Genomic DNA, 24,664 nt, shown 5'->3' on the forward strand with positions numbered 1-24,664 from the left:
GCGCTTATGCCCGCGCCGACTCGGGGCTGGGGGCGGCCAGCAGGGCCACATCGTCGTAGCGCTGATGGACGTAGGGCAGCAGCCATTCGGCCGGAACCCGCTCCACGATCCGCCCCACCTGGATAGTGCGGCGGCGACACCAGGTGATCGACCGGAGCTCGCGGATCACGATGTCGGCCACCGGATCCAGCGGGGAGTCTCCTAACTCGCACGTACCCTCGATCGTCTCCAGTAACTCGTAGTGCCGGTGGTATTCGCCGTAGACCAGGTGCGGGTCGGTGATGCCGCCGCCGTCGGGGGCACGCAGGAACTTGAAGTAGAACTCGGTGTTCACCTGGTCGGGAGGCAACTGTCCCGGACCGGTCACCCGGCCGCTCACCCGGATCAGCTGGTGGCCCAGCCGGTCCACACCCGCGGTGACGCGGTCGCCGTCGCGCTCGACCTCGATGTGGGCCAGTTTCTTGGGCTCGCCGAAGGTTTCGCGTCCGCCGGTGACCGATTGTTCGGTGGACTGGGGCATGAACAGCGGATAGTCGCCCTCGGTGTCGCCGTGCCGGGCGGTCACCGAGAACACCGCCGACCCGAACGGCGCTCTGCCCGTCAGCCGCACCCGCTGGACCTGGATGCGCACCAGCGGTTCGGCGGCCGGTTCTAGCGGTTTGGGCAGCACGGCCGCGACGATCTCCGGATCGGTGAGATAGGTGATGGTCACCGCCTCGGTGGCAATCGGCGCGGTGGTGGCGTCGATCTCGTGGTCGACCCGCTCCTCGGGTGGACGAGGGCCGTAGCGTACTGCAGTGGCGCTCAACGCTTTTCTCCTTCCTCCGTCGCGTTCTGGGCGTGCCGGCCCAGGACGTCAACCAAGTAGTCGGGCTCGCCGCGCGCGAGAATCGACGCCGCCTTGCTGGCCACGACCTGATCCGAGGCGGTGGGCGGGCCCATCATCCAGAAGCGGTCCGCTTGTATTCCGTCCACGACCTGATCGGCGACGGTCTCGAGCGGGGTGAACTCGACATGTGCGCCGGCGGCCTCGAAGCGGGCCACCACCGCGGCCAGGGTCGCCTCGGGGGTGCGCCGTTGCTGGGTGGCGGCGTAGCGCTGCGGTCGGTGCCGCCACGACTCCCAGATGCCGGTGTTCAAAAACCCGCCCGGGAACAGGACATGCGCCCGTACCCGTGTCCCGGTCATCTCCAGGTGGCTGTAGAGGCTTTCGGTCAGGCAGAGCACCGCCGCCTTGGTCATCGGGTAGACGGCGGTGGCCGGCCCGCCCATGGCCCCGCGGGCGATCGGCGCGAACCCACCGTTGCCCGAGCAGGTGTTGACGACGTGCCCCTCGCCCTGCTCGAGCAGGATCGGCACGAAAGCCTTGATGCCGTGGATGACGCCCAGCACGTTGACGTCGATTCCCCAGCGCCAATCGGCCAGGTCGTGCTCCCACAGGTAGCCCTCGGAGACCGCTCCGGTGCCGGCGTTGTTGCACACCACATGGACGGCACCAAAGCGTGCCAACGCCTCCTTGGCCAGCGACTCGACCGAGGAGTAGTCGGTGACGTCGGTGACCACCCCGACGGCCGCAATGCCCTCGTCGGTCAGGACCCGGGTCGCCTCTTCCAGCGGTTGGGCGAGGACATCGGCGAGCACCACGCTCATGCCTTCCTGGCCGAAGCGCCTGCCCATCGCCCGGCCGATGCCGCCGGCTCCACCGGTTACGACCACTACCTTGCCCCGAAGGTCCATCATTGTGGCCATCGTCACATGGTCGCGTATACCACCGCAAGGAGTCGCACTATGCGACTGTCGGGCTACGGTTGTTCCATGGCGCCGCGTCCCTCCCCGCAGACCGAGCGGGTCGTGAACCTGTTCGACCACCTGGCGGATCTGAGGAACGAGGGCATGACGCTGGCCGAGATATCGCGCCATTTGAGCGTCCACAAGGCCAGCTGCCACTCGATGTTGGCCGAACTACTGCGGGCCGGGTGGCTGCTACGCGACCCGGTTCGCAAGACCTACCACCTCGGCCCCGCTCTGGTCCGGCTCGGCCGCGAAGCGTCCGGCCGCTACCCGGCCCTGGTGCTGGCCCGCTCGGCGATGTCCGAGCTGTCGGCGACCACCGGTGCGCACTGCGTCGCCTTCTCGGTGAGCGACGACTACTCCACCGTCGTCGATCAGGTCCGCAGCCCCCAGGGCGGCGGTCACCCGATGCCCATCGGCACCCAGTTTCCGCACCGCCCGCCCTACGGGGCGTCGATCGTGGCCTGGTCGGGGCCGGGTGCGCGGGAGCGGTGGCTGGCCGCGCTGCCCGCGGACGTACGCCACCGCTACCGCCAGGCGCTGGCCGCCGCCGAACAACGTGGCTACGCGGTCGGGCTGCACATCCTGCCCGACCTACGCCTGCAGGAATTGGCGCTGATCGTGCGCAGCGCCGAGGTGCGTTCCACCCGCCTGAGCCAGCTGGCGCAGGCGTTGACCGACGAACTGATCCACACCGAGGAGTGGTTCCCGGCCAGCCTCGCTCCCGACCGCAGCTACAAGGTCAGCCACATCGACTCGCCCATCCTGGGGCCGGGATCCCGTATCGCGCTGATGTTGAGCCTGGTTCCCAGCGCCGACCCGCTGAGCGGCGCGGCGGTCACCCGGCTGGGAACGCAGCTGCACGCCGCGACCCGACGACTCAGCGCCGCTCTCGCCGACGAGACTGCGGGCTAGCTCAGCCCGGAACGGCGGCCTGCAACGACGCCAGCGCGTCGGTGCTCAACCGGGCCAGCTCCTCGGCTTCGGTCGCGGTCAGGGCGGCTGCGAACAGCTCCGCCATGCGCCGGTTGGTCCCCTGTTCGATCTGGTCGTAGCGGTCCTTCTTGTCCGCGCCGTCCGGGAACGGTTCGGGCCAGCCGAACATCGCGGCGTACTGCGGTCCCTTGTTGAGCATGTGCGCCTCGATCGGGGTGATGCCGGAGATCGCAAGCGCGTTGAAGTGCACGCCGGCCCGCAGTTCACGCAGGATGAACATCACCTGCAGCGCCCGCGCGGCAGCGTCGTCGGCCAGCGGCATGGCGCGCCAGCCGGCGAACAGCGGCAGCCCGGCGATCGGCGTCGCGGCGACGACCTTCTCCCCCAGTGCGGTGATCCGGTCCAGCCCCTGGGCATCGGCGAGGTACTTGCGGCCGAATTCAGCCGTTTGGGCCCAATACTGTTGCGCCGCACCAGCCGCGCCGCGCACCGCGACGCCGTCGTCCCACATCGCGCTCAGCGCGGTCGGTTCGAATACCGCGAACACCGCGCCGACGGTGGCCCCGGTGGTCTCGCCCAGTACTCCGGCGCGTCCGGCAACGTAGCCGGCCAGCGGATTCTGGTACCCGGCGGCGATGCTGTCGGCGAAGGTCTCCGGGTGGAGCATGAACACCGCGACGGCCTGCTCCATCGCCGCTCCGGCGGCCGCGGCCGAGGTCTCGATATCGCTCATGGGTTCGACTCCTTCTTCGGGTGTCTCATCGCGCATCACCGGCCCGGATCCTACTGGCTCCATAACAAACTAGTGCCGGCTCGGCATTACTACTACACTCTGTCGTAGCACCTGCTCTGCAGCTCCGGGAGATCGCCCATGGACGTCGTCGACGTATCGCGGTGGCAATTCGGGATCACCACCGTCTACCACTTCATCTTCGTGCCGCTGACCATCGGTTTGGCGCCGCTGGTGGCGGTGATGCAGACGGTGTGGACGCTCACCGACAACGTCGCCTGGTACCGGCTCACCAAGTTCTTCGGCAAGCTGTTCTTGATCAACTTCGCGCTCGGCGTCGCCACCGGGATCGTCCAGGAATTCCAGTTCGGGATGAACTGGAGCGAATACTCGCGGTTCGTCGGCGACGTATTCGGCGCACCGCTGGCCATGGAGGGCCTGGCCGCCTTCTTCTTCGAATCCACCTTCATCGGCCTGTGGATCTTCGGCTGGGACCGGTTGCCGCGAGTGGTGCACCTGTTGTGCATCTGGGTCGTCGCCATCGCCACCAACGCTTCGGCGTTCTTCATCATCGCCGCCAATTCGTTCATGCAGCACCCGGTCGGGGCGCATTTCAATCCGGAGACCAAGCGTGCCGAGTTGGACAGCATCATGGCGCTGTTCACCAACAACACCGCCCAGGCCGCGTTGTCGCACGCGGTCGCGGGCGCGTTCCTGACCGCGGGGACGTTCGTCGCCGCGGTCTGCGCCTGGTGGATGGTGCGGTCGCGAGCGGGTGTCGCCGCGGGCGGCGGCGGCCCGCACGCCGCCGGCGTCGACGCGGCCAGTATGTATCGCCCAGCAACCATCCTGGGGTGTTGGGTCGCGCTAGTCGCGGCAGTCGGGCTGTTCTTCACCGGCGACATCCAGGGCAAGCTGATGTTCGTCCAGCAGCCGATGAAGATGGCCTCGGCGGAATCGTTGTGCGACACCGCCACCGATCCGCATTTCTCGATCCTGACCGTCGGCCGGCAGAACAACTGCGACCACCTCACGCGAGTGGTCGAGGTGCCCTACGTGCTGCCGTTCCTGGCCGAGGGCCGGTTCAGCGACGTTCGGCTCGAGGGTGTGCGCGATATCCAGCAGCGCTACGAACAGCAGTTCGGCGCGGGCGACTACCGGCCGAACCTGTTCGTCACCTATTGGTCGTTCCGCGCGATGATCGGCCTGCTGCTGGTACCGGTGGCCTTCGCGATGGTCGCGTTGTGGTTGACTCGCCGCGGCCAGATCCCGAATCAACGCTGGTTCGCCTGGTTTGCGCTCTTGAGCATCCCCACCCCGTTCCTGGCCAACAGCGCCGGCTGGGTGTTCACCGAGATGGGCCGCCAGCCCTGGGTCGTGGTCCCCAATCCGACCGGCGATCAGAATGTGCGTCTCACGGTGGCCGAGGGGGTCTCGGGCAACTCCGTCGGCGTAGTCGTCACCTCCCTGGTGTTGTTCACGCTGGTCTATGCGGTGCTTGCGGTGATCTGGTGCTGGTTGATCAAGCGCTACGTCGTCGAGGGACCGCAGGAGCACGACGCCGAACCCGCGCCGCCGGCGCCGCCCGCCGACGACGAGGTGGCGCCGCTGTCGTTCGCCTACTGACTTGCAAGGAGGTCACCGGAGTGGGACTGCAACAGGTGTGGTTTGTGCTGGTCGCTTTCCTGTTCCTCGGTTTCTTCATCCTGGAGGGCTTCGACTTCGGGGTGGGGATGCTGATGGCACCATTCGGCCGGGTCGGACCACCGCATAGATCCGGTGACCCCGAGGCGCACCGCCGTGCGGCACTGAACACCATCGGCCCGGTCTGGGATGGCAACGAGGTCTGGTTGATCACCGCCGGCGGAGCGATGTTCGCCGCCTTCCCGGGCTGGTATGCCACCGTGTTCTCGACGCTGTACCTGCCCCTGCTGGCGATCCTGCTCGGCATGATCGTGCGCGTCGTGGCGATCGAGTGGCGCGGCAAGATCGACGACCCGAGTTGGCGGGCGTGGGCGGATCGCGGGATCGCCGCCGGATCCTGGCTTCCCGCGATTCTGTGGGGAGTGGCGTTCGCGGCCCTGGTCCAGGGCCTGCCGGTCGATGCCGACCATCACGTCCGGTTGACGGTCGGCGACGTGATCAACGCCTACACGCTGCTGGGCGGGCTGGCCACCGGTGGGTTGTTCCTGTTCTACGGCGCGGTGTTCACCGCGCTGAAGACTGCCGGCGCCATCCGCGACGATGCGCACCGCTTCGCGGTCTGGTTGGCGCTGCCGGTGACCGCACTGGTCGCCGCCTTCGGGGTGTGGACCCAGCTGGCGCACGGCACCCGATGGACCTCGCTGGTGCTGGCGTTCGCCCTCATCGCCCAGCTGGCGGCGGTGCTGCTGGTGTGGCGCCGGGTGTCGGACGGCTGGGCGTTCACCTGCACCGCGCTGGTAGTGGCTGCAGTGGTGATCCTGCTGTTCGGCTCGCTGTACCCGGCGCTGGTGCCCTCCACCCTGGATCCGCAGTGGAGCCTGACGATCTACAACGCGTCGTCGACTCCCTACACGCTGAAGATCATGACCTGGGCGGCGGTGATCTTCGCCCCGCTGGCCATGGTGTATCAAGGCTGGACGTATTGGGTGTTCCGCCAACGGATCTCGGCCGAACAGATCCCGCCGTCCATCGGGTTGGCGAGGCAGCCGTCCTGACTACCCGGGGTTCGCGGGCCCCGCTGGACCCGCGTCTGTGGCGGGCCTCAACGCAGGTGCGCCGCTTCCTGGCCGCCACGGTGAGCTGGGGTGCACTGATTTCGGTCTGTGCGATCGGATCGGCGATCCTGTTGGCGCACATTGTGTCTCATGTGATCACGGATCCGTCCACCCGCAGCGTCGGGCGCTGGGCGCCGTTGCTGGCGGTGCTGCTGGGGGTGTGGACGGTGCGCACCGTGGCGCAGTGGGCCCAGGCGCGGCTGGGCCAGCGTGGGGCCAGCGCGGTGATCGCCGACCTGAGCGGGCAGGTGCTCGCCGCGGTCACCGCGCGCTCCCCCAACCGGCTCGCCGCCGACCGCGACGCGGCGGCAGCGGTGGTCACCCGAGGCCTGGACGGTCTGCGTCCCTACTTCACCGCCTACCTGCCCGCGCTGGTGCTGGCTGCGGTCCTTACCCCGGCCACCGTGGTGGTGATCGCCTGCTACGACCGCAAAGCCACCCTGCTGGTGGCGATCACCTTGCCGCTGATCCCGGCGTTCATGGTGCTGATCGGCCTGGCCACCGCGGACCGGTCGGCGGCGGCCCTGGCGGCCATGACGACGCTGCAGGCCCGGCTGCTGGATCTGATCGCCGGCATCCCCACCCTGCGGGCGCTCGGCCGCGCCGCCGGCCCGGAGCACCGCATCGCCGAACTGTCCGCCGCTCACCGCCGATCGGCGATGGCCACCTTGCGCATCGCCTTCCTGTCGGCGCTGGTACTGGAACTGCTGGCCACCCTCGGCGTGGCGGTGGTGGCCGTGAGCATCGGGCTGCGGCTGGTGTTCGGGGAGATGAGCCTGACCGCCGGATTGACGGTATTGCTGTTGGTGCCCGACGTGTACTGGCCGCTGCGCCGCATCGGGGTGGAGTTTCACGCCGCCCAGGACGGGCGGGCCGCCGCGGAGCAGGCATTCGCGTTGATCACCGAACCGGACCGGCGCACGCCCGGGCGCCGGGTCGTGACGGCACGCGGCGCGCAGATCCGCCTTGAGCAGCTCAGCGTGGCGGGCCGCGACGGTGTTGCGCCCGCCGACCTGGCCGCGGAGATCGAGCCCGGCCGGGTCACGGTGCTAACCGGAGCCAACGGCGCGGGCAAGAGCACCACACTGGCGGCGATCGCCGGACTGGCCACGCCCACCGCGGGACGTATCACGGTGGCCGGTGTCGACATCGCCGACCTCGACCCCCCGGCGTGGTGGCGCCAGTTGTCCTGGCTGCCGCAGCGTCCCGCCCTGATCCCGGGCAGCGTCGCCGATAACCTGGCGTTGTTCGGCGAACTCGTCGATGCCGAGGATGCCTGCGCCGCAGCCGGATTCGATGCGGTCCTGGCGCAACTGCCCGACGGCCTGCACACCGGCTTGGGCCGCGGCGGCGTCGGGTTGTCGTTGGGGCAGCGGCAGCGGTTGGGTCTGGCGCGAGCATTGGGGTCGGCGGCGCCCGTGCTGTTGCTCGACGAACCGACCGCCCACCTGGACGCCGCCACCGAACAGCGGGTGCTGACGGCCCTGGTGCAGCGCGCCCGCACCGGGTCGACGGTCGTGGTCGTCGGGCACCGCGCACCGGTTCTGGCGATCGGCGACCGGATCATCACGGTGCACCGTCAGGCAGGGGTCGGCGATGCGCCGCTCTGATCCGCTCTGCACCGCCTTCGGGCTGCTGCGGCCGCGGCTGCCCCGGCTGGTGCTGGCCGGTGCGCTCGGCGTGCTGTCGCTGTGCAGCGCCCTGGCGTTGGCCGGGGTGTCGGCCTGGCTGATCACCCGCGCTTGGCAGATGCCGCCGGTGTTGGATCTGACGGTCGCCGTGGTGGCGGTGCGGGCGCTGGCGATCTCCCGGGGGGTCCTGCACTACTGCGAGCGGCTGGCCGGCCACGACGCTGCCCTGCGTGCGGCAGGAACGGCCCGCGCACAGATCTATCGGCGCCTGGCCCGCGGGCCGGTGGAGGGCGCGGCCCGGTGGCACAGCGGCGAGCTGGTCGCGCGGGTGGGCGCCGACGTCGATGCGGTGGCCGATGTTCTGGTGCGCGCCCTGCTGCCGATCGGCGTCGCGGCCGTGTTGAGCGTGGTCGCCACCGTGGCGATCGCGGTGATCTCGCCGGCAGCCGCCGCCGTGCTGGCCGGGTGCCTGCTGATCGCCGGGGTGGTGGCGCCGTGGTTGTCGGCGCGGGCCGCCGCCGCACAAGAAGACGTGGCCCGCCAGCACCTTGCCGAGCGTGACGTCGCGTCGATGTTGGCGCTTGACCACGCGCCCGAGCTGCGCATCGCCGGGCGCCTGCCCGCCGTCATCGCCGAATCGCAGCGCCGGCAGCGCTCCTGGGCTGCGGCCGTGGACGCCGCCGCCCGTCCGGCCGCGGTCGCGACCGCGATGCCCACCGCCGCCATCGGGGTCAGCGTGCTGGGGGCCCTGGTGGCCGGGATCGGGCTCGCGGGCACCGTGGCACCCACCACGGTGGCGATCCTGATGTTGTTGCCGCTGTCGGCGTTTGAGGCCACCACCGCCTTACCGGCCGCCGCGATCCAGCTGACTCGTTCGCGGATCGCGGCGCGGCGACTGATCGAGGTGGCACCGCCGGAGCAGGCGCCCGTTGCGGCGCACCCCCACCCGGTCGCCGGCCGCCGGCTGCGCGCCGATGTGCGCTGCGGGCACCGCGAGGACCACGCGGTGCGGGTGCGGCTGGATCTGGCCCCCGGTGACCGATTGGCGATCACCGGGCCGAGCGGGGCCGGCAAGACCACCCTGCTGATGACCGTGGCCGGCCTGCTGGCACCGCGGGGCGGGCAAGTGGATCTGGACGGTACCGCGCTGCAGGAACTCCCCGAGGACCGGTTACGGGCGGCTGTCGGCTTCTTCGCCGAGGACGCGCATCTGTTCGCCACCACCGTCCGGGACAATCTTCTGGTGGTGCGTGGCGACTGCCACGACGACGAACTGGTCGCCGCGCTCGACCGGGTCGGCCTCGGCAGGTGGCTGGCGGGGCTGCCGGACGGTTTGGCCACCGTCTTGCCCGGCGGGGCCCACGACCTGTCGGCGGGTCAGCGCCGGCGGTTGTTGCTGGCCCGGGCCATGCTGTCCCCCGCCCGGATCGTGTTGCTCGACGAACCGACCGAGCATCTCGACGCCGCCGACGCGGACGACCTGCTGCGCGCCGTGCTGCAGTCCCCGGGCCTGTTCGGCGCGGAGCGCACCGTGGTGGTGGCGACTCATCACCTGCCCGGCGGGGCTCGGTGCCGGCGCCTCGACATCGCTGGTGCTGCGGTGGCGCGCTAGGGTGCTCTGGTCAGCCTCAGCAAACAAGCCGACAGAACGGTTGAGTCCATTCATGACTGCAGCAGAGACATCGGCGATGGAAGCACGGGTCGGCCACTACTACCAGATGGACGGCACCTACCTGGTCGGCCGGGAGAAGGTACGCGAGTACGCCCGCGCGGTACAGGACTACCACCCCTCGCACTGGGACGTCGCCGCCGCTGCTGAGTTGGGCTATTCCGACGTGGTGGCGCCGTTGACGTTCACCTCGACCCCGGGCATGAGCTGCAACCGCGAGATGTTCGAGTCGGTGGTCGTTGGCTACGACACCTACATGCAGACCGAGGAGGTCTTCGAGCAGCATCGGCCGATCGTCGCCGGCGACGAACTCAAGATCGATGTCGAGCTGACGTCGGTGCGCCGGATCGCCGGCCGCGACCTGATCACCGTGACCAACACCTTCACCGACGCCGCCGGCGAGCGGGTGCACACCCTGCACACCACCGTTGTCGGGGTGACCGCCGAGGACATCGATCCGGCCATCAAGACGGCCGTGCACAACGCGATGATGCACGACGTCAACATCATGAACATCGGCGAATCCGACGCCGCCTATGTGAAGACGGTGCGTCCCGAGGGCGAGATCCGGGTCTCCCAGGGCGGTCTGACCCGGACCCCTGCGACCCCGTCCTTCGACGAGGTGAAGGTGGGCGACGTGCTTCCGGTACGCCACACCCGGCTGTCCCGCGGGGATCTGGTGAACTACGCCGGCGTGGCCGGTGACGCCAACCCGATCCACTGGGATGAGGAGATCGCCAAGCTGGCCGGGCTGCCCGACGTAATCGCCCACGGCATGCTCACCATGGGCTTGGGCGCCGGCTTCGCCTCCGCCTGGACCGGTGACCCGGGGGCAGTCACCCGCTATGCGGTGCGGCTGTCGGCGCCGGCCGTCGTGTCGGCCAAAGAGGGCGCCGACATCGAGTTCAGCGGCAAGATCAAGTCGCTGGATCCGGAGACCCGCAGCGGTGTCATCCTGGTCGGCGCGAAGTCCGCTGAGAAGAAGATCTTCGGCCTGGCGACGTTGCACGTGCGCTTCCGCTAGCCAACAATCTGCGGGCCACGTCGGCAGCCAATTCCACAGCGTCGTCATCGGGGCCGCCGGCCGCGAAGCTGCGGCGCACCAGGGCCAGGGGCGCGTCGATGACGGCCAAAAGCACCCGGTCGCGGTCGGCGGCCGGGAACCGGGCCAGGAAGCGGTCCAGCGCTTCGGCGGCGCGCCGGTCCAAGGCATCGGCCTCGGTCAGCACGGCGGCCGAGCAGTCGGCGCTGACGAAATCGGAGCGGCTGTAGCGGGCCAGCAGGGCGGCTGCTTCGTGGTGGTCGGCGCTCCAGCGCAGCACGTGGCTCGCGGCCGCAATGCCGATCGCGACCGGGTCGCCGTCGGCCGCGAGCAACGGCAGGAAGTCCTCTTGGAAGCGGCGCACGGGTGTCAGCCAGGCCGCGGCGAGCAGATCGCGGCGCGTCGGAAACCGGTGGTACACCGAGCCGCTGGGCGCTCCGACCACCTGGGCGACCGCACTGGCGGTGGCGGCGCCCGGCCCGCCCTCCAGGATCAGCCGGATGGCCGCGTCGACGAAATCGTCGGCGGTGAACTTCCCTGGCATCGGCATGAAGTAGAGAGTACTCTCTAATCAATTAGCGACGGGTCTCTAGATTGGAGGGTAGGATGCGAATCGACAATGTGCACAGCCGGGTGTTCGCCGCCGATAGCCTCGAGCAGGTGGGCACGTTGATAGACAGCCTCGCCGGTGACGACGACCGCCTATGGCCACGGGAGAACTGGCCGGCGCTGCGGTTGGACCGGCCGTTGGGTGTCGGTGCGACGGGCGGGCACGGACCGATCCGTTACGGCGTCACCGAATACGAGCCCGCTCGGCGGATCCGGTTCGCCTTCACCAAACCCGCCGGGCTTGACGGCTATCACGAGTGGGAGGTTCGACCGGTGTCCGGCGGCTACGAACTGCGCCACCGCCTCGTCGCGGACACCGTGGGCTCGACCCGGGTGAGCTGGCCGGTGATCTGGCGCTGGCTGCACGACGCGCTCGTCGAGGACGCCTTGGACAAGGCCGCTGTAAACCTGGGCTGTCGCGGGCCCCGCAGCTCATGGCCGGTGTATGTCCGGATGCTGCGCCGGGCCGTGAGTCTACGGGGCCGGCCGTGAGCGACCCGTTCGACAACCATGCCGACCTCACCGTCTGCGGTGGGCCGGTGCGGTGCTACCGCGGCGGTGAATCCGGACTGCCGGTGCTTCTGCTGCATGGGGCGATGCTCGACACCGCGCAGGGGGTGTGGCGCCGCGTCGCGCCGGCGTTGGCAGCCGATTACCGGGTTCACCTGATCGATCTGCCCCGCCATGGGGCCAGCCGGCCATGGCACGGTGTGCTCGATGACGCCTTCTTCCGCCGCTTTCTCGCCGACCTGCTCGATACGCTCGAGCTGCCGCAGGCGGCGCTCGTCGGGCTGTCGCTGGGGGCCGGTATCGCCACCGGCTTCGCCCTGGAGCACCCGCAGCGGGTGAGCGCTGTGGTGGCGGTCGGCCCCGGCGGGCTCGGCGCCAAGCGCCCGGCGCAGTTCCTGACCTGGCTGGCCATGCGCACACCCGGGCTGCTGCGCGCCGCCACCTGGTACCTGGCCCGCTCCCCCTCCGCCATCCGCCGGTCCATGATCGCCAATCTGGTTGCCGGAGAGCATACTCCGGATTTCGACGCGATCATCGCCGCCGCGGTGCGCGAGGCCCGTGCCAAGCACCGGTACGGCGAGAAGGCACTGGATGACTGGCAGATCGCGGCCTACGGCCCGACCGCGATGCGGCTGAACCTGCTGCCCGAGCTGCCGCGGCTGTCGGTGCCGACCCTGTGGGTCCGCGGCGCCGAGGATCCACTGGTCGGGATAGCGGAACTGGCGACGGCCCATGCCGCTGCACCGAATTCGCGCCTCGTCACCATCGCCGGCGCCGGGCACATCGTCACCTACGACCGGCCCGACGAGTTCACTCGCCTGGTGCGGGAGTTTCTCGAATCCGTCCCATAACTCCGTCCACCAAGAGGGCACGGCCATCCGCGGTGCCGTCGAGGCGTCGGGTGACCCGCTTGACGATCTGCCACTGCCCGGTTTCGGTTTCCCGCCGCAGGTGGAAGTAGTTGGCGCCCCCGCGCGCCACCTGGTATCCGGTTTCCCGCTTCACCAGCAGGGTCGACGCGCAGACCGCGACCGCGTCGTCGCCGTGGACGGTGACCACGGCGGGGCCGAGGAAGTGTACGCAGCCGCGGTTGATCAGATCCTGATGCCCCGACGAGCGCACCATCGCCTCGATGTCGTTGCGGCCCTGCATGAGCCAGTCCTCGACGTCATACACCCCGTCGTCACACCAGAGTGCGGCGGCAGCTTCGGAGTCGCCGGCATCCACCAATGGGCCGTAGCTGGCGATCAACCGTTCGATCGCGCGTTCGTCCTCGATCCGTTGCAGCCGGCGTTCCAGTTCGGCGAGCCGTTGCTCATTCATCGGCGCTCCGTTCCCGCGAGCTGGTGAGCTGCGCCAGAGCCGCCAGCTGCTCGCAGAAATGCGCCGAAGACCGTGCCGAGATCACACAGCTGACGTCGGTGGCGCCGGCTTCGGCCAGCCGGTCGATCTGTTCGCTCGCGTGCTGCGGGGCACCGATCGGGTCGAGCGGCGGTGTCGCCAGCACGACGGTGAAGCCGTCCGGAAGGTCGACGGAGTCCAGCAGTTTCGCCACCTCGGCCGTGGTCAGGCCGAACGGTGTCCAGCCGTCACCTAATTCCACGGCGCGCCGAAGCGAGCGCCTCGTACGCCCACCCACCCAGATCGGCACCCGCGGTTGCACCGCGCAGGGCTCCACGATCAGCCCGTCATAGCGGTAATAGGGTCCGTCATAGGCTGGCCGACTGATCGACAAGCACCCACGCAGGGCCTTCATCGCGTCGTCGGCGCGCGCGCCGCGATCGTCCCACGCGCAGCCAAGCAGATCGAACTCCTCGCGCAGCGAACCCACACCCACGCCGAGCGTGAGCCGGCCGCCGCTGATCCGGTCGAGGGTCCCGTAGCGCTTGGCGATCTCCAGCGGATGGTGATAGCCCAGCACCACCACCGAGGTCACCAGCCTGATCCGCGTGGTGCGCGCGGCGAGAAACGCCAGGGTGGCCAACGGATCCCAGTATGTCCCGCCGCGGACGGCCGCCACCTCGACCGGCACCGCGACATGTTCGGAACACGTGAGGTAGGCAAAGCCGAGGTCGTCCGCGGTCGCGGCGATCTCGGCGATGTCGTCGATCCCGCCGCCGGCTTCCCAGTCGGATGCTGTGCCGGGCACCTGGATCACCACCGGCGTGAATAGGCCGACGCGCATCAGCGAGCCCGGTAAACGTCGTACCGCAATGGCGTCATGCACTTTCCTTGCGCCGTGTGGCTGAGGTAGCCTCGTCCGAAACTGGAATGAATTTTAGTTATGGAGGTAGGTGTTGTCCAGCGGTTCCGATCAGGCGTGGGCGCGGCAGTACGGGCCGTGGGCGGTGATCGCCGGGGGCTCCGAAGGCGTCGGTGCGGAGTTCGCGTTCCTGCTGGCCCGGGCGGGGATCCACCTGGTTCTGATCGCCCGCAAGCCGAAACCGCTGCGCGACACCGCTGATCGCTGTCGCGAACTCGGCGTGCAGGTCCGCGAACTGGCCCTGGATCTGTCGCGGCCGGACAGTCTCGAGAAGATCGTCGCGGCCACAACGGGTCTCGAGGTTGGGCTGTTGGTCTACAACGCCGGGGCCAATACCCACAGTGCGGAGTTCCTCGATGGTGACCTGGCGGCCTTCCAGCAGGTGATCGATCTGAACGTCACGACGCCACTGGCGCTGATCCATCACTTCGCCGGCCCAATGCGTGCTCGCCGCCGTGGCGGCGTGATGTTGATCGGCTCCCTCACCGGCTATCTGGGTTCGGCGCGGCACACCGTGTACGGCGGGGTGAAGGCATTCACCCGGATCTTTGCCGAGGGCCTATGGCTGGAACTGCGAGACTACAACGTGCACGTTCTCGAACTCGTGCTCGGCGTCACCAAGACACCGGCCATGCAACGGGTCGGGCTCAATTTCGACGTGCCGGGACTGCGCGTGTCCGATCCGGCCGATGTGGCTCGCGAAGGCCTCACCCAGCTGGCCCGTGGGCCGGTGCACGTCGTCTCCGACCACGCCGACAACCCGGCACTGCACGCCGGCCCGGATCGGGCCGAAGCCGTGCTGGGCTCCCACCGGTGGATGCAGAAACTGCTGCAGCGCAAGCCTGGCCAGACCTCCGATGCCCCGCCCCCCGAGTGATCGCGAGCCCGCGACCCCCAGGACGCCCGCGCAACGCCAACGCTGCGACCGGATCCTGGCCACCGCGGCCCGACTCGGCGCCCGCGATGGGCTGGAAGCCGTCCGGATGCAGGACGTCGCGGATCAATCCGCGGTCTCGATCACCACCGTCTACCGCTACTACCCGACCAAACACCATCTGTTCGCCGCACTGCTGGAGCACTACACCCGAGCGGTGCGGGCCCCACATGCGGTCACCGGACGTGCCGCAGCCGATGTCGCCGAACTCATGGTCGGGATCTGCCGCAGCATGCTGGCCCGGCCCCTGCTGGCACGAGCGATGATCGCCTCGGTCAACGCCCGGCGGGCTGAATCCAGCACGACCGGCGACTTCAACCTGCGGGAGAACATTTTGTCGGTCGCTGCGATCACTGAGCCGTCGCCGCAGGACGCGCAGATCGCTCTGCTGGTCGAACAATGTGCCTACGGCATCCTGTCGTGGGCCGTGATGGGCGCGACCACGCCCGCCCAGGCCGAGTGCGACATGCGCCGCGCGTGTGAGCTGCTGTTGGCGCCCTGGGGTGAGAGGCCCGAAGGCGGCGTTAGGAGCGCATAGCGTGTTGGCACAGTGCGCACAGCAAGTTCTACGCACTTTCCACGACGCCGCAGCTCGGCGGGCCTCGCTCTCCGGCGAACCGGGCTGATGCGCAGCATATTTCGGCAGCCATTGCACAGTTCTGGGTTTTGCATCGGTCGTTTCATGCCGGGTCGCTACGAAAGCTGTAGCGCGCCAGTGCCTCTCGGCCTGCTATCGGTCTCGGGCGAGACGAACGACACGCCTGAGGCGTGCCGCTCGAGTTGACTCTGTGCACCGTTGCTGCCACCATGGCCGCGAACGCACCTCGCTAGGTGAGGCGTCTGTGCGGATACAGGCCACTGACCTCCAACGTCGAGAGACGCCCAGGGTCAGGACAGCTCTTCCCGGCTTAAGGGTTGAGCCCAAGTGGCTTCCGGCTTCTGACCGGATACGCCGTGCAGTGCCGAAGCTCTGACGAGAGGGGTGCCGGCCGGCTCTTCTGCCGGCACGACTCGCCCCGCTGTGCACGCCGCAACGGCATCCCCGTGTGCCCTGGCCGTGAGGAGGTGAGAGCGACATTGAGTCCGAGCGATAGTCCTTATCCGAGTTCGACGACCACTTCGTTCGAATCCGTTCCCGGCGCCGCCTTCACCCTCTGAATCGGTTTACGCCGTACCGTACCCGCGCTGTCCGACCGCACCGTCCAGCGCGGTTTCAGCGCGCGAGTTTGCCTGCCGAATCGGCGTAATTCGCCATGTCCAAAGGAGTTTCGATGTCTTTTGTATCCGCCCTGCCCGAAGAACTGACCGCGACAGCGGCGGATCTGCGTGGCATCGGCGCCGCTGTGGCCGCACAGAGCGCCGCAGTCGCGGCGCCGACTACCGGTCTGGTTCCAGCGGCAGCAGATGAAGTCTCGGCGCTGACCGCCGCTCAATTCGCCATCCACGCGCAGATGTATCAAGCGATCAGCAAGCGTGCCGCGGAGGTGTACGAGAGGTTCGTGGACACGCTGCAGATGAGCGCGCACTCGTATGCGGCGACTGACGCCGCCAACGTCATTTCGGTCTACTGAAAGGTTGTTTAGCGATGGATTACGGATCGTTTCCACCGGAGATCAATTCGGCGCGGATGTACGCCGGGCCGGGAGCCGGGCCGATGCTGACCGCAGCGGCAGCCTGGAACCAGCTTGCCGCTGAACTTCGGTCGGCGGCAATATCTTTCGAGTGGTCGGTGGCAAGTCTGGTGAGCCAGGGGTGGTGGGGTCCGTCTGCGTCGGCGATGCTGGCGGCAGCCGAGCCTTACATGACGTGGATGAGTCTCACTGCCGAACAGGCTGAGCAAACCGCGGCACAGGCGAATTCAGCGGCCGACGCCTATTTGTCGGCCTACGCCATGACGGTGCCACCGGCGGAAATCGCGACCAATCGAGTGATGTTGGCGGCATTGGTCAAGACCAATGCCCTCGGACAGAACACGCCTGCTATTGCAGCGACCGAAGCGCGCTACGGCCAGATGTGGGCCCAGGACGCCGTTGCGATGTACGGCTATGCCGCCGCTTCCGCGGCCGCCGCGAAACTGGTCCCGTTCACTGTCGCACCGGAGACCACCAGGCCGGAAGAGCAGGGCAGTTCCGGCGGCGTCCCTGCCGACGCCGCCAATGCGCACTCCCACGTGCCGAGCGCATTGCGGAGCATGGCGTCGCCGGCAGAGGGCACGTCGCCCTCGTCACCCGATTGGGACTGGACGAAGTTTTTCGATGGCCTGTTCGGAGATACCTGGGGCAGCGACGACGGATCCGGGCTGAATATCAATGCTCAGCTGTGGAACACGATCGCCGCGACCGGGATCTTCGACCCCGGTGGCAACATCGAAGGGTTTTCCGGTTTGGCGACACTCGGTTTTCTCGCCCGAGGTATGGACGGCGGCACGGCCGCCCTGTCCCGCGGCGGCCTCGGCGCCGCGCCAGCCATGTCGCTCGCGTCGTCAGCCACCAGCGGCCTCGACGTCGCCGGGCGTGCTGCCGGCGGCGCAAGCGCAAATGTGTCGGCCGGAGTGGGCCGTGCCACCCTGGTCGGATCGCTGTCCACGCCCCCGAGCTGGGCAACGGCGGTCCCGGCGGCGGCTGCCAGCACCGGATCGGCCAGCGGCTGGAGCGTCGCCCCGGAGAGCAGGTCCATGACCGCCATGCCTCCGCCGATACCGCCGGGCGGCGGCGGGCGCAACGGCGGCTCCGGTTTCGGGCTGCCGCGCTACGGCGTCAAGCTCACCGTCATGCCGCGCCCGGTCGTGGTGGGCTAGGCATCTCCGTGCCCCGCCAGGGAGCCGTCCGTCACCGGGTTAGATCCCACTGCCCGAAATCGGCCGCCAAGACGTCGTCGACGTCGACGTGGATGTCGTCGATCATGAAACCCGGGTCGGTTGCGGTGACCACTTCCCGCTGGAACAGCACAGCCGCCGGTTCGCGTTCGCCGCCGGACCACGCCTTGGTCTGCCACGCCCAGCGGTAACCGGGGCTGGTCGAGTGCCCGACGACGCCGTCGGCGATCGCCCAGCCCAGCTGGCGGGCACCGCCATAGATTCCGGTGCGCTCGTCACCGAGCACCGAGTTGATGCCACGGAACCAGTGGAGCGCGAGGCCTTTCCAGGTCTTGGCGTCGATGTCTTCGTCGACGCTGAAGAAGATCGGGGCCGAGTCCGGGCCACCGGCCGCACTGTGCAGCCGCAGCGCTGTGCGGGCGTCGGCCACTCCCCCGTCGTAGCCGCGGGTGAAGTCCGACGGGGAGTTCGCCCATCCTGGCTTGCCGAACTGGTAACAGCTGACAACCTGTAAACCGGCGGCGCGCAGGCGATCTGCATAGTCACGGGTGACGGGCTTGAAATCGAATGTGGCGCCCGGCCGCAACTCCGAGACGTAGACCAGTGCCCCGGCAAAGTCCGCCGCTCTGATCTGTTCGGGCTGCACCAACCGGTCGGCGAAGTCGATGAGCTGCAGTCCGTCGGCGGCGGCCGTGGGGGCGCCGGCCATCGCCCCGAGGACACCGGGGACGGCCAGCGCCGGTACGAGCAGCGTGGCATAGCGCAGGGCTTCGCGCCGGGAGACCGATCGCGTCACAAGGGGAAGGGTAGCCGCCGTCAACGTCCGGCGTGGCCCGAGCGGATCAGGGCGTTGCCCGGGCGCAAGAACCCGGGCTGCTGGAACCGGCGGACTGCACGCACGATCCCCGATGGGATCACCCGGGTGAAGAAGACGCTGGCGTCGAAGGCGCCGCGCACCTCGGTGACGTAAGACCGCGGAAGGCCGAATCTGATGAGGCCCTGGCTCACGTCGACGAGGTCGGCGCGGCGCACCGCCTCGACCAGCGGTGCGTACGGACGGGATGGACCGTAACCGGCGAGCCGGTGATGCTGGGCGACGATGAGCGCCAATTCGTCCGACCACACCTCGCGGCCGGTCTGCTGCAGCCACGCGTCCTGCGCCTCGATCGACGGCACCAGATAGTCGATCGTGTCGAACGCGGCCAGATCGTGAAATGCTGCGGCGATTGCCAGCTTGTCGTCCCGGTCGGGGTGCTCCGGCGCCAGCGCGCGGGCGAAATTGAAGATCCGGTACACGTGCGCTTTGTATGCGTCCCAGCCGATGTCGTCGCGGCCGGCGCGGTGGCGGTGCGACTCGAGGATCTCCTCGGCCAGCGGCACACTGCGGACGATCTCCGGCACGGTCACCCCGTCACATTAGCGCCGCCAGGGCGCCCCTTACGGGGCCTTCGTGATCACCGCGTCACCGAAGTGCTCTATCGCCTCGATCGCGTGCGTGAAGCTGTCGCCGGGGACGGCGACCTGTACCCAGGTGACGCCCACCTCAGCGAGATGACCCAGACCGTCCAGGTAGGCGCTCGCGTCGAAGTCGTGGTAGCCGAGGCGGCCGCCGGCCAGGTTGGAGAAGCAGATGTCGATGGCCGACCAGTCCCGGCCCGCCTCATCACAGCGCCGCCGCAAATCCTCGATACCTGCGGTCAATGCGTCGAGGGAATCCATGGCGGCGGTGCGGGCCGTGCTGGCCAGGCCCGGCGGCGCGGCGAACGGGACCCAGCCGTCCCCCCGGGTGGCGACGCGTTGCCGGGCGTTGCCGGTGTTTCCGCCGATCCAGATCGGCGGATGCGGCCTGCTGATCGGGCGCGGATGCGCGGTGATTCCCCTGGCCCGGAAGTGCCTGCCCTCGAACGACACGTCATCTCCGGTCCAGATGGCTCGAATGACGTCCAGGCTCTCCTCGACCAGCTCGGCGCGCTCATCGAAATCAACTCCGAGAGCGGCGAATTCACCCTTGAGGTAGCCGACACCGACAGCCAGCGTGAACCGTCCACCGGAGAGCAGGTCCAGCGTCGCCCCGGACTTCGCCACCACGAACGGGTTGCGGTACGGAAGGACGACGACGTTGGGGACGAACCGCAGCGTCCGGGTGTGCGCTGCGGCGAATCCCATGGCCACGAAGGGGTCAAGGCTGTCGTGGCCGCCGGCGTCGAGCCATCGTTGTGTCGGCGCCGGGTGGTCGGTAAAGCCCATCGCGTCGAATCCAGCGCCTTCGGCGGCCTGCGCCACGGCGGTGACTCCTTGCGGGGATACCAGTTGCGGGTCGCAGGGATGCGTGATGATCGGATAGGTGAACGCGAAGCGCATGCGTGTCCCTTTCAGCTCTCCAGGTTCGGCCGGGGCGGCCCGAGAATGTAGTCACCGCTGCCCGGATGGTGATACCACCCACCGGCCGCGTGCGTACCGCCGTCGACGTGCAGCGTCTGGCCGGTCAGGTAGGAGCTCAGATCGCCGGCCAGAAACAGCGCGGCGCCGGCCATCTCTTCAACGTGGCCGGGACGGCCCATCGGGATCATGTAGCGCGCGTTGGCCAGCATCTCGGGCGAGCCGACGCGCTCGATACCTTCGGTGAGCGTGAGGTCGGGGGCCAGACAGTTGACCCGGATACCGTGCGGGGCTAACTCCAGCGCCGCCGTCTTGGTGAAGTTGATGACTCCTGCCTTCGACGCTGCGTAGGCCGCATAGCCAGGAGCGGCGCGGGTGCCCTCGATGCTGGCGATGTTGATGATGCTGCCCGGCACACCCCGCTGCACCAGTGCCTGCGCGACGCGCTGCGTGCAGAGCAGGACGTGGGTGAGGTTCGAACGGATCAAGGTGTCCCAGCCCTTCGGCGCGGTCTCCAGCAACGCAGACGCGAACACCCCGCCGGCATTGTTGACCAGAACCGTCGGCAGGCCCACCTGCGCGACGGTCCCGGTCAAGGCCGCATCCACCTGATCGGGATCGCGGACATCGACCACGCAGGCCAGACCGCCGACGGCGGCGGCCGCGCTGTGCGCGGTCGCGGGATCCTTTTCCCAGATCACCACTTGGGCACCGAATTCGGCGAACGTCTCGGCGATGCCCCGGCCGATGCCGGAGCCGCCGCCGGTGACGACGGCTACTCGGCCATCGAGGGTCGCGGCGTCTTTCTGCAGGACCACAAGCCACCTCCGGGCGGGTTCGCCATCAAGGGGGTCACAGGCTGATGTAGACCGACTTGGTGTTGAAGTAGGCCTCCAGGCCCTTGCGGCCCCGCTCACCGCCCCAACCGGATTGCTTGTGCCCGCAGATCGGCATGGACGGGTCGGCGGCCAGTGCGCAGTTCACCCAGATCTGGCCGCCGCGAAGCTCGTTCGCGACGCGGTGGGCGCGGCTGAGGTTCTCGGTCCAGATGGCGCCGGCCAGCCCGTATTCGGTGTCGTTGGCGGCGGCGATCGCCTCCTCCTCCTCGTCGAAGGGAATCACTGATCCGACCGGCCCGAATATCTCCTCACGGATCAGCCGCATATCGGGAGTCGTGTTGGTGATGATCGTGGCCTCGTAGAAGTAGCCGCGCCGATCCATCGGCTTGCCGCCGGTGATCACTTGCGCTCCGGCGGCCATCCCGTCGGTGACGATGCCTGCTACGCGTTGACGCTGTTTCTCGCTGATCAGCGGCCCGAGCACCGAATTGGGGTCGTCGCTGCCGCCCATCGGCAGCATCTTGGCGAAGTTCGCCAGGCCTTCGACGACCTGGTCATAGATGCCGCGCTGAACGTAGATCCGCGAAGTGCAGGAACAGTTCTGGCCCGAGCCGGCCAGCAGCCCCATCCCGGCCATCATGATGGCCTTGTCGAGATTGGCGTCGTCGAACATGATCAGCGGCGACTTGCCGCCGAGTTCCAGGGTGAGGCGCTTGAGGTTACCGGCGGCCGCCTTGACGATCAGCCGTCCCACCTCAGTGGACCCGGTGAACGAGATCTTGTCGACGTCCGGGTGGGCGGTCAGTGCGGCACCGGTGGTTTCGCCGTAACCGGTCACCACATTGAGCACACCGTCGGGAAGACCCGCCTCGCGGAAGATCTCCTCGAGTTTGAGTGCGGTCAACGGGGTTTCCTCGGCGGGCTTGAGCACGCAGCTGCAGCCGGCCGCTAGCGCCGGGGCCACCTTGAGCATTGCGACGAAGAACGGCCCGTTCCACGGGATGATCAACCCGACGACGCCGACCGGCTCGAGCTGGGTGAAGGCGTGGTAGGTCTCGAAATTGCCGAGCAGGCCGTCGGAGACCAGGTTGCTGGACTCGCCGTGGATCTTGCCTACCCAGCCGGCGTAGTAGGTCAGCATCTCCTGGGAGACCTTGATGATCTGGCTCGCCCCCATCGCGGTCATTCCGTTGTCGCGGGACTCGATTTCGGCGAGTTCGGCGGTGCGTTCTTTGATGATCTCCGCGGCGCGGAACATGATCTCGGCGCGACGCGCAGCGGGCAGCTTGCGCCACACGCCGGATTCGAAGCTCTCCCGAGCCCGGGCGACCGCCGCGTCGACGGCTGCCTGATCGGAGTCGGGGACCTCGGCGATCTGCTCCTCGGTTGACGGGTTGAAGACCGGGATCATAGTGCTGGCCACTGGTTTTCGTCCTTTCGTAGGATCGGTTCGTCGGGTAGGCGGTAACCGTTGCGGGTCAGGATCCGGATCGGGTCGGTGCCGTCCCAGGTTTGGCAGGTGTGCGCAATCGTGGTGACGTAGTTGCGGAAACTGGGATTGTCTTCGACGATCTCGGTGAAGAATCCGAATTCGGCGAAGGTGTCGATGAATGCCACGCGTTGCCCGACATTGGACAGCTCGCAGGCCACTTCGTAGTTCTGGGCGAGGTAGCCGGCGACTTTGGCGTCGTAGTCGCGGGTGAGCGTGGAGACCTGGTGGAAGCCGAACGGGCGACTGCCGTGCCGGGTCGCCATCTCGGCGAACACCGAGCCGCCGTCAGTGTGGTCCTGGATCAGCTCGACCTGTACGGGTCCGGCCTGTGCCACACCGATCTGGACGTCGATAGCGGCGTCGGTGCCGCGGTAGCGGCAGGTGCTCTGCACCCGCGGCATGATGTGAAACGGGCCGACGCCGAAGACCTGCGCCCAGCGGCCGGCAGCGCTGAGGAGCTCTGGCACCACAAAGCCGAGTTGGAATAGCTGGAACTCCCCTTTGGGCCACTGGTGTTCAAACAACGGAGCCTTCATGCAGGTTGCTCCGGACCCGTGCCACGCGGTCCGCTCATCGGCCGAACGAGCACCTCCTGAGCGGTGCTGGCCACGTGCCGACCGTCGATGTCGACGATGGTTCCCTGCACCAGGGCGCGGTGGCCGCCGACAGCAACGGTCTGCTGGGTGTAGCTATGCCAGCGGTCGAAGCGCACCGGGCGGTGCAGCCAGACGGTGTGGTCGAGGGTCAGTCCCCGGTGGCTGGCATAACTGACAGGTCGCGGGTGGGAGCGCAAAGCCATATCCACCAGCAGATAGTCGCTGGCGTAGGCAAGCAACGCCGCATGTGTCGGCGGGCCACCGTCGATCCTGCGCGGCAGCCGCATCCAGTGGACTCGCGGTCCGGGGGCTTGTTTGCCACCGAGGAAGATGGGTGGTTCGCCGATGCGCATCTCCAGCGGAGGTGGGGTGTCAATCCAGGTACTTCCCGGGGCGGCCAGGCCAGCCGGGGCGAGCTGCGCCCAGTGCTGCAGCAGCGGCAGCGATTCCGGCGCCGTCGCGCCCTCCGCTGCGGTGACGGCATCGGCACTCTCGGAATGCGTGTCGAAGGACACCGTCGCCGTCACGAGCGCGTTGCCGTCTTGTTCGACGACGACCTGGCGCACCGACATCGAACGGCCGTCGCGGGTGTGGTCGACTACGATGTCCAGCGGCGCGGCCGAGTCGCCCGGACGCACGAACGACACGTGGATGGAATGCGGGCACAGCTCGCTGACCGTGGCCGAGGCCGCCGACATCGCCTGGGCGACGAGCTGGCCGCCGAAGATGCGGCCGAATCGGGAGACCTCGCTGCCCGCGCGGAACCGGTCGGCGCCGGCCGGCTGCAGCGTCAAGACTTGTTGCAGCTCGTCGAGCGCACCGAGCGTGGCGGTTTCCAGCCGACTGCCGGTAGCGCGCAGCGGGCCGGTGAAGTCAGGCTGGACGGTGACCTCGGGCATCGACATTGTGGCCCTCCTCGACGGTCTGCCGACTCGGCGAACCGGCGGTCTCGCTCATTTAAGTCAAACGTTTGACTTAGGTCAAGGGCGGGCTGTTGACTTACGCCATGCCGACGTCCATCCGCAGCCCGCGTTCCACCCGCGCCGTCGGCACGCGGGGGGCGCTGTTGGCCGCGGCCGAGCGGTTGATCGCCGAGCACGGGGTGGAGGCGGTGACGCACCGGCAGATCGTCGAGGCTGCCGGTCAGGGCAACAATGCCGCCGTGGCCTATCACTTCGGCACCAAGAAGGACCTGGTACGCGCCATCGACGACAGCCATGCCGGGCACATCGAAGCGCTGCGCACCGCCCGGGTGGCCGCCACCGGCGAGTCCGCGGAGCTGCGCGACTGGGTGGGCTGCCTGGTGCAGCCACTGACCGATCACCTGGCGTCGCTGCCGCGGCCGACCTGGTACGCCCGTTTCGCCGCCCAGGTGATGACCGACCCCACCTATCGGCGGGTGGTCACCCAGAACGCCCTGGAATCAGAGTCGCTGCGCCACGTCGTCGACCGCATCGGCCGGGGCGTTCCCGATCTCGCCAAACATGTTCGCGCCGAACGCAACGTCATGATGCGCACCATGCTCATGTACACCTGCGCGGAGATCGAGCGCGGCTTCGCCGAGGGGAGCGAAGGACCACGGTCGGACTGGCCCGGCGCTGCCGGCGGCCTCGTCGACGCCCTCGTCGGCCTGTGGCAGGCCCCGGTCACCGATCGATGACGCGTAACT

At 68.6% G+C, this 24,664-nt stretch carries 26 protein-coding genes and 1 riboswitch; of the genes, 13 read left to right on the forward strand and 13 right to left on the reverse strand.

Annotated elements, in window-relative coordinates:
- Window positions 1-4: 4 nt before the first annotated feature.
- Together AC5Y4Q_RS07255 and AC5Y4Q_RS07260 are read right to left on the reverse strand one after the other, a co-directional pair.
- On the reverse strand, window positions 5-808 hold the full coding sequence (locus AC5Y4Q_RS07255) for an acetoacetate decarboxylase family protein (RefSeq protein WP_125225212.1): 804 nt from the start codon (window positions 806-808) through the stop codon (window positions 5-7).
- Complete coding sequence (locus AC5Y4Q_RS07260) at window positions 805-1,740, reverse strand: SDR family NAD(P)-dependent oxidoreductase (protein ID WP_185746646.1); 936 nt, start codon at window positions 1,738-1,740, stop codon at window positions 805-807. The genes AC5Y4Q_RS07255 and AC5Y4Q_RS07260 overlap by 4 nt, the downstream gene beginning before the upstream one ends.
- A 75-nt stretch (window positions 1,741-1,815) precedes the next feature.
- Here AC5Y4Q_RS07260 and AC5Y4Q_RS07265 point away from each other — a divergent pair, with 75 nt between their 5' ends.
- The gene (locus AC5Y4Q_RS07265) at window positions 1,816-2,706 is read left to right on the forward strand and encodes an IclR family transcriptional regulator (RefSeq protein WP_125225214.1); all 891 of its coding nucleotides are present in this window, start codon (window positions 1,816-1,818) and stop codon (window positions 2,704-2,706) included.
- 1 nt (window position 2,707) lies between these two features.
- Here AC5Y4Q_RS07265 and AC5Y4Q_RS07270 read toward each other — a convergent pair whose 3' ends face one another.
- A complete protein-coding gene (locus AC5Y4Q_RS07270) occupies window positions 2,708-3,460 on the reverse strand; it encodes an SCO6745 family protein (protein WP_125225215.1) in 753 nt (250 codons plus the stop codon).
- 138 nt (window positions 3,461-3,598) lie between these two features.
- Here AC5Y4Q_RS07270 and AC5Y4Q_RS07275 point away from each other — a divergent pair, with 138 nt between their 5' ends.
- Genes AC5Y4Q_RS07275 through AC5Y4Q_RS07295 form a run of 5 tightly spaced genes read left to right on the forward strand, consistent with a single transcriptional unit; the run spans window position 3,599 to window position 10,540 of the window.
- On the forward strand, window positions 3,599-5,083 hold the full coding sequence (locus AC5Y4Q_RS07275) for a cytochrome ubiquinol oxidase subunit I (protein WP_125225216.1): 1,485 nt from the start codon (window positions 3,599-3,601) through the stop codon (window positions 5,081-5,083).
- Window positions 5,084-5,103: 20 nt separating this feature from the next.
- On the forward strand, window positions 5,104-6,156 hold the full coding sequence (gene cydB / locus AC5Y4Q_RS07280; protein WP_064920488.1) for a cytochrome d ubiquinol oxidase subunit II: 1,053 nt from the start codon (window positions 5,104-5,106) through the stop codon (window positions 6,154-6,156).
- A 56-nt stretch (window positions 6,157-6,212) separates the two neighbouring features.
- Complete coding sequence (cydD, locus tag AC5Y4Q_RS07285; protein WP_065019403.1) at window positions 6,213-7,826, forward strand: thiol reductant ABC exporter subunit CydD; 1,614 nt, start codon at window positions 6,213-6,215, stop codon at window positions 7,824-7,826.
- A complete protein-coding gene (cydC, locus tag AC5Y4Q_RS07290; RefSeq protein ID WP_125225217.1) occupies window positions 7,813-9,459 on the forward strand; it encodes a thiol reductant ABC exporter subunit CydC in 1,647 nt (548 codons plus the stop codon). The genes cydD and cydC overlap by 14 nt, the downstream gene beginning before the upstream one ends.
- A gap of 52 nt (window positions 9,460-9,511) precedes the next feature.
- Window positions 9,512-10,540, forward strand: coding sequence for a fused (3R)-hydroxyacyl-ACP dehydratase subunits HadA/HadB (locus AC5Y4Q_RS07295; RefSeq protein WP_065019405.1), 1,029 nt, complete (start codon window positions 9,512-9,514; stop codon window positions 10,538-10,540).
- Here AC5Y4Q_RS07295 and AC5Y4Q_RS07300 read toward each other — a convergent pair.
- Window positions 10,467-11,108 carry a TetR family transcriptional regulator gene (locus AC5Y4Q_RS07300; protein WP_064920484.1) on the reverse strand — a complete coding sequence of 214 codons (642 nt, stop codon included), beginning with the start codon at window positions 11,106-11,108 and terminating at the stop codon, window positions 10,467-10,469. The genes AC5Y4Q_RS07295 and AC5Y4Q_RS07300 overlap by 74 nt on opposite strands.
- Window positions 11,109-11,164: 56 nt before the next feature.
- Here AC5Y4Q_RS07300 and AC5Y4Q_RS07305 point away from each other — a divergent pair, with 56 nt between their 5' ends.
- Together AC5Y4Q_RS07305 and AC5Y4Q_RS07310 are read left to right on the forward strand one after the other, a co-directional pair.
- Window positions 11,165-11,659: a hypothetical protein gene (locus AC5Y4Q_RS07305; RefSeq protein ID WP_064920483.1), complete on the forward strand. Its 495-nt coding sequence runs from the start codon at window positions 11,165-11,167 to the stop codon at window positions 11,657-11,659.
- The gene (locus AC5Y4Q_RS07310; RefSeq protein WP_065019406.1) at window positions 11,656-12,528 is read left to right on the forward strand and encodes an alpha/beta fold hydrolase; all 873 of its coding nucleotides are present in this window, start codon (window positions 11,656-11,658) and stop codon (window positions 12,526-12,528) included. The genes AC5Y4Q_RS07305 and AC5Y4Q_RS07310 overlap by 4 nt, the downstream gene beginning before the upstream one ends.
- Here AC5Y4Q_RS07310 and AC5Y4Q_RS07315 read toward each other — a convergent pair.
- Both AC5Y4Q_RS07315 and AC5Y4Q_RS07320 read right to left on the reverse strand, forming a co-directional pair.
- Window positions 12,488-13,000 carry a nuclear transport factor 2 family protein gene (locus AC5Y4Q_RS07315; protein ID WP_064920481.1) on the reverse strand — a complete coding sequence of 171 codons (513 nt, stop codon included), beginning with the start codon at window positions 12,998-13,000 and terminating at the stop codon, window positions 12,488-12,490. The two genes, AC5Y4Q_RS07310 and AC5Y4Q_RS07315, sit on opposite strands and share 41 nt — an antisense overlap.
- Window positions 12,993-13,862: an LLM class F420-dependent oxidoreductase gene (locus AC5Y4Q_RS07320; RefSeq protein ID WP_065019407.1), complete on the reverse strand. Its 870-nt coding sequence runs from the start codon at window positions 13,860-13,862 to the stop codon at window positions 12,993-12,995. The genes AC5Y4Q_RS07315 and AC5Y4Q_RS07320 overlap by 8 nt, the downstream gene beginning before the upstream one ends.
- Window positions 13,863-13,974: 112 nt before the next feature.
- On the opposite strand from AC5Y4Q_RS07320, the gene AC5Y4Q_RS07325 reads away from it, so the two are divergent.
- From AC5Y4Q_RS07325 to AC5Y4Q_RS07340, 4 genes are all read left to right on the forward strand, one after another.
- A complete protein-coding gene (locus tag AC5Y4Q_RS07325; RefSeq protein ID WP_064920542.1) occupies window positions 13,975-14,817 on the forward strand; it encodes an SDR family NAD(P)-dependent oxidoreductase in 843 nt (280 codons plus the stop codon).
- Complete coding sequence (locus AC5Y4Q_RS07330) at window positions 14,798-15,412, forward strand: TetR/AcrR family transcriptional regulator (protein WP_065019408.1); 615 nt, start codon at window positions 14,798-14,800, stop codon at window positions 15,410-15,412. Before AC5Y4Q_RS07325 ends, AC5Y4Q_RS07330 begins: the two co-directional genes overlap by 20 nt.
- Window positions 15,413-15,690: 278 nt before the next feature.
- A riboswitch (M-box (ykoK) riboswitch) is annotated at window positions 15,691-15,863 on the forward strand.
- 282 nt (window positions 15,864-16,145) lie between these two features.
- Window positions 16,146-16,445, forward strand: coding sequence for a PE family protein (locus AC5Y4Q_RS07335; RefSeq protein ID WP_064920478.1), 300 nt, complete (start codon window positions 16,146-16,148; stop codon window positions 16,443-16,445).
- Window positions 16,446-16,459: 14 nt separating this feature from the next.
- Entirely contained in the window at window positions 16,460-17,671 is a 1,212-nt protein-coding gene (locus tag AC5Y4Q_RS07340; protein ID WP_065019409.1) for a PPE family protein, read from the forward strand.
- A 31-nt stretch (window positions 17,672-17,702) separates the two neighbouring features.
- On the opposite strand, the gene AC5Y4Q_RS07345 is transcribed toward AC5Y4Q_RS07340, so the two are convergent.
- The 7 genes from AC5Y4Q_RS07345 to AC5Y4Q_RS07375 form a co-directional block, all read right to left on the reverse strand.
- Window positions 17,703-18,398, reverse strand: coding sequence for a DUF1906 domain-containing protein (locus AC5Y4Q_RS07345; protein WP_234786534.1), 696 nt, complete (start codon window positions 18,396-18,398; stop codon window positions 17,703-17,705).
- 107 nt (window positions 18,399-18,505) lie between these two features.
- Window positions 18,506-19,096 carry an HD domain-containing protein gene (locus AC5Y4Q_RS07350; protein WP_065019411.1) on the reverse strand — a complete coding sequence of 197 codons (591 nt, stop codon included), beginning with the start codon at window positions 19,094-19,096 and terminating at the stop codon, window positions 18,506-18,508.
- Window positions 19,097-19,126: 30 nt separating this feature from the next.
- Window positions 19,127-20,050 (reverse strand): LLM class F420-dependent oxidoreductase, encoded by a 924-nt coding sequence (locus AC5Y4Q_RS07355; RefSeq protein ID WP_064920474.1) that lies wholly within the window; start codon window positions 20,048-20,050, stop codon window positions 19,127-19,129.
- Between the two features lie 11 nt (window positions 20,051-20,061).
- Window positions 20,062-20,886 (reverse strand): SDR family NAD(P)-dependent oxidoreductase, encoded by an 825-nt coding sequence (locus AC5Y4Q_RS07360; RefSeq protein WP_065019412.1) that lies wholly within the window; start codon window positions 20,884-20,886, stop codon window positions 20,062-20,064.
- Window positions 20,887-20,920: 34 nt separating this feature from the next.
- A complete protein-coding gene (locus AC5Y4Q_RS07365; RefSeq protein WP_065019413.1) occupies window positions 20,921-22,318 on the reverse strand; it encodes an aldehyde dehydrogenase family protein in 1,398 nt (465 codons plus the stop codon).
- Complete coding sequence (locus tag AC5Y4Q_RS07370; protein ID WP_065019414.1) at window positions 22,315-22,935, reverse strand: VOC family protein; 621 nt, start codon at window positions 22,933-22,935, stop codon at window positions 22,315-22,317. Before AC5Y4Q_RS07370 ends, AC5Y4Q_RS07365 begins: the two co-directional genes overlap by 4 nt.
- Window positions 22,932-23,900 carry an acyl-CoA thioesterase gene (locus tag AC5Y4Q_RS07375; RefSeq protein ID WP_065019415.1) on the reverse strand — a complete coding sequence of 323 codons (969 nt, stop codon included), beginning with the start codon at window positions 23,898-23,900 and terminating at the stop codon, window positions 22,932-22,934. Before AC5Y4Q_RS07375 ends, AC5Y4Q_RS07370 begins: the two co-directional genes overlap by 4 nt.
- Window positions 23,901-24,001: 101 nt before the next feature.
- On the opposite strand from AC5Y4Q_RS07375, the gene AC5Y4Q_RS07380 reads away from it, so the two are divergent.
- Window positions 24,002-24,655: a TetR/AcrR family transcriptional regulator gene (locus AC5Y4Q_RS07380; RefSeq protein ID WP_065019416.1), complete on the forward strand. Its 654-nt coding sequence runs from the start codon at window positions 24,002-24,004 to the stop codon at window positions 24,653-24,655.
- Window positions 24,656-24,664: the final 9 nt, after the last annotated feature.

Source organism: Mycobacterium sp. NGS16 (assembly GCF_059813225.1).

What these genes read in the sequence shown, in the direction of transcription:
- AC5Y4Q_RS07340 (WP_065019409.1), top strand. Translation starts at nt 16,460, where the DNA reads ATGGATTACGGATCGTTTCCACCGGAGATCAATTCGGCGCGGATGTAC.
- AC5Y4Q_RS07295 (WP_065019405.1), top strand. Translation starts at nt 9,512, where the DNA reads ATGACTGCAGCAGAGACATCGGCGATGGAAGCACGGGTCGGCCACTAC.
- AC5Y4Q_RS07380 (WP_065019416.1), top strand. Translation starts at nt 24,002, where the DNA reads ATGCCGACGTCCATCCGCAGCCCGCGTTCCACCCGCGCCGTCGGCACG.
- AC5Y4Q_RS07375 (WP_065019415.1), bottom strand. Translation starts at nt 23,900, where the DNA reads ATGTCGATGCCCGAGGTCACCGTCCAGCCTGACTTCACCGGCCCGCTG.
- AC5Y4Q_RS07265 (WP_125225214.1), top strand. Translation starts at nt 1,816, where the DNA reads ATGGCGCCGCGTCCCTCCCCGCAGACCGAGCGGGTCGTGAACCTGTTC.
- AC5Y4Q_RS07335 (WP_064920478.1), top strand. Translation starts at nt 16,146, where the DNA reads ATGTCTTTTGTATCCGCCCTGCCCGAAGAACTGACCGCGACAGCGGCG.
- AC5Y4Q_RS07365 (WP_065019413.1), bottom strand. Translation starts at nt 22,318, where the DNA reads ATGATCCCGGTCTTCAACCCGTCAACCGAGGAGCAGATCGCCGAGGTC.
- AC5Y4Q_RS07260 (WP_185746646.1), bottom strand. Translation starts at nt 1,740, where the DNA reads ATGATGGACCTTCGGGGCAAGGTAGTGGTCGTAACCGGTGGAGCCGGC.
- AC5Y4Q_RS07355 (WP_064920474.1), bottom strand. Translation starts at nt 20,050, where the DNA reads ATGCGCTTCGCGTTCACCTATCCGATCATCACGCATCCCTGCGACCCG.
- AC5Y4Q_RS07275 (WP_125225216.1), top strand. Translation starts at nt 3,599, where the DNA reads ATGGACGTCGTCGACGTATCGCGGTGGCAATTCGGGATCACCACCGTC.
- AC5Y4Q_RS07345 (WP_234786534.1), bottom strand. Translation starts at nt 18,398, where the DNA reads ATGGCCGGCGCCCCCACGGCCGCCGCCGACGGACTGCAGCTCATCGAC.
- AC5Y4Q_RS07315 (WP_064920481.1), bottom strand. Translation starts at nt 13,000, where the DNA reads ATGAATGAGCAACGGCTCGCCGAACTGGAACGCCGGCTGCAACGGATC.
- AC5Y4Q_RS07330 (WP_065019408.1), top strand. Translation starts at nt 14,798, where the DNA reads ATGCCCCGCCCCCCGAGTGATCGCGAGCCCGCGACCCCCAGGACGCCC.
- AC5Y4Q_RS07370 (WP_065019414.1), bottom strand. Translation starts at nt 22,935, where the DNA reads ATGAAGGCTCCGTTGTTTGAACACCAGTGGCCCAAAGGGGAGTTCCAG.
- AC5Y4Q_RS07320 (WP_065019407.1), bottom strand. Translation starts at nt 13,862, where the DNA reads ATGCGCGTCGGCCTATTCACGCCGGTGGTGATCCAGGTGCCCGGCACA.
- AC5Y4Q_RS07305 (WP_064920483.1), top strand. Translation starts at nt 11,165, where the DNA reads ATGCGAATCGACAATGTGCACAGCCGGGTGTTCGCCGCCGATAGCCTC.
- AC5Y4Q_RS07300 (WP_064920484.1), bottom strand. Translation starts at nt 11,108, where the DNA reads ATGCCGATGCCAGGGAAGTTCACCGCCGACGATTTCGTCGACGCGGCC.
- cydC (WP_125225217.1), top strand. Translation starts at nt 7,813, where the DNA reads ATGCGCCGCTCTGATCCGCTCTGCACCGCCTTCGGGCTGCTGCGGCCG.
- AC5Y4Q_RS07270 (WP_125225215.1), bottom strand. Translation starts at nt 3,460, where the DNA reads ATGAGCGATATCGAGACCTCGGCCGCGGCCGCCGGAGCGGCGATGGAG.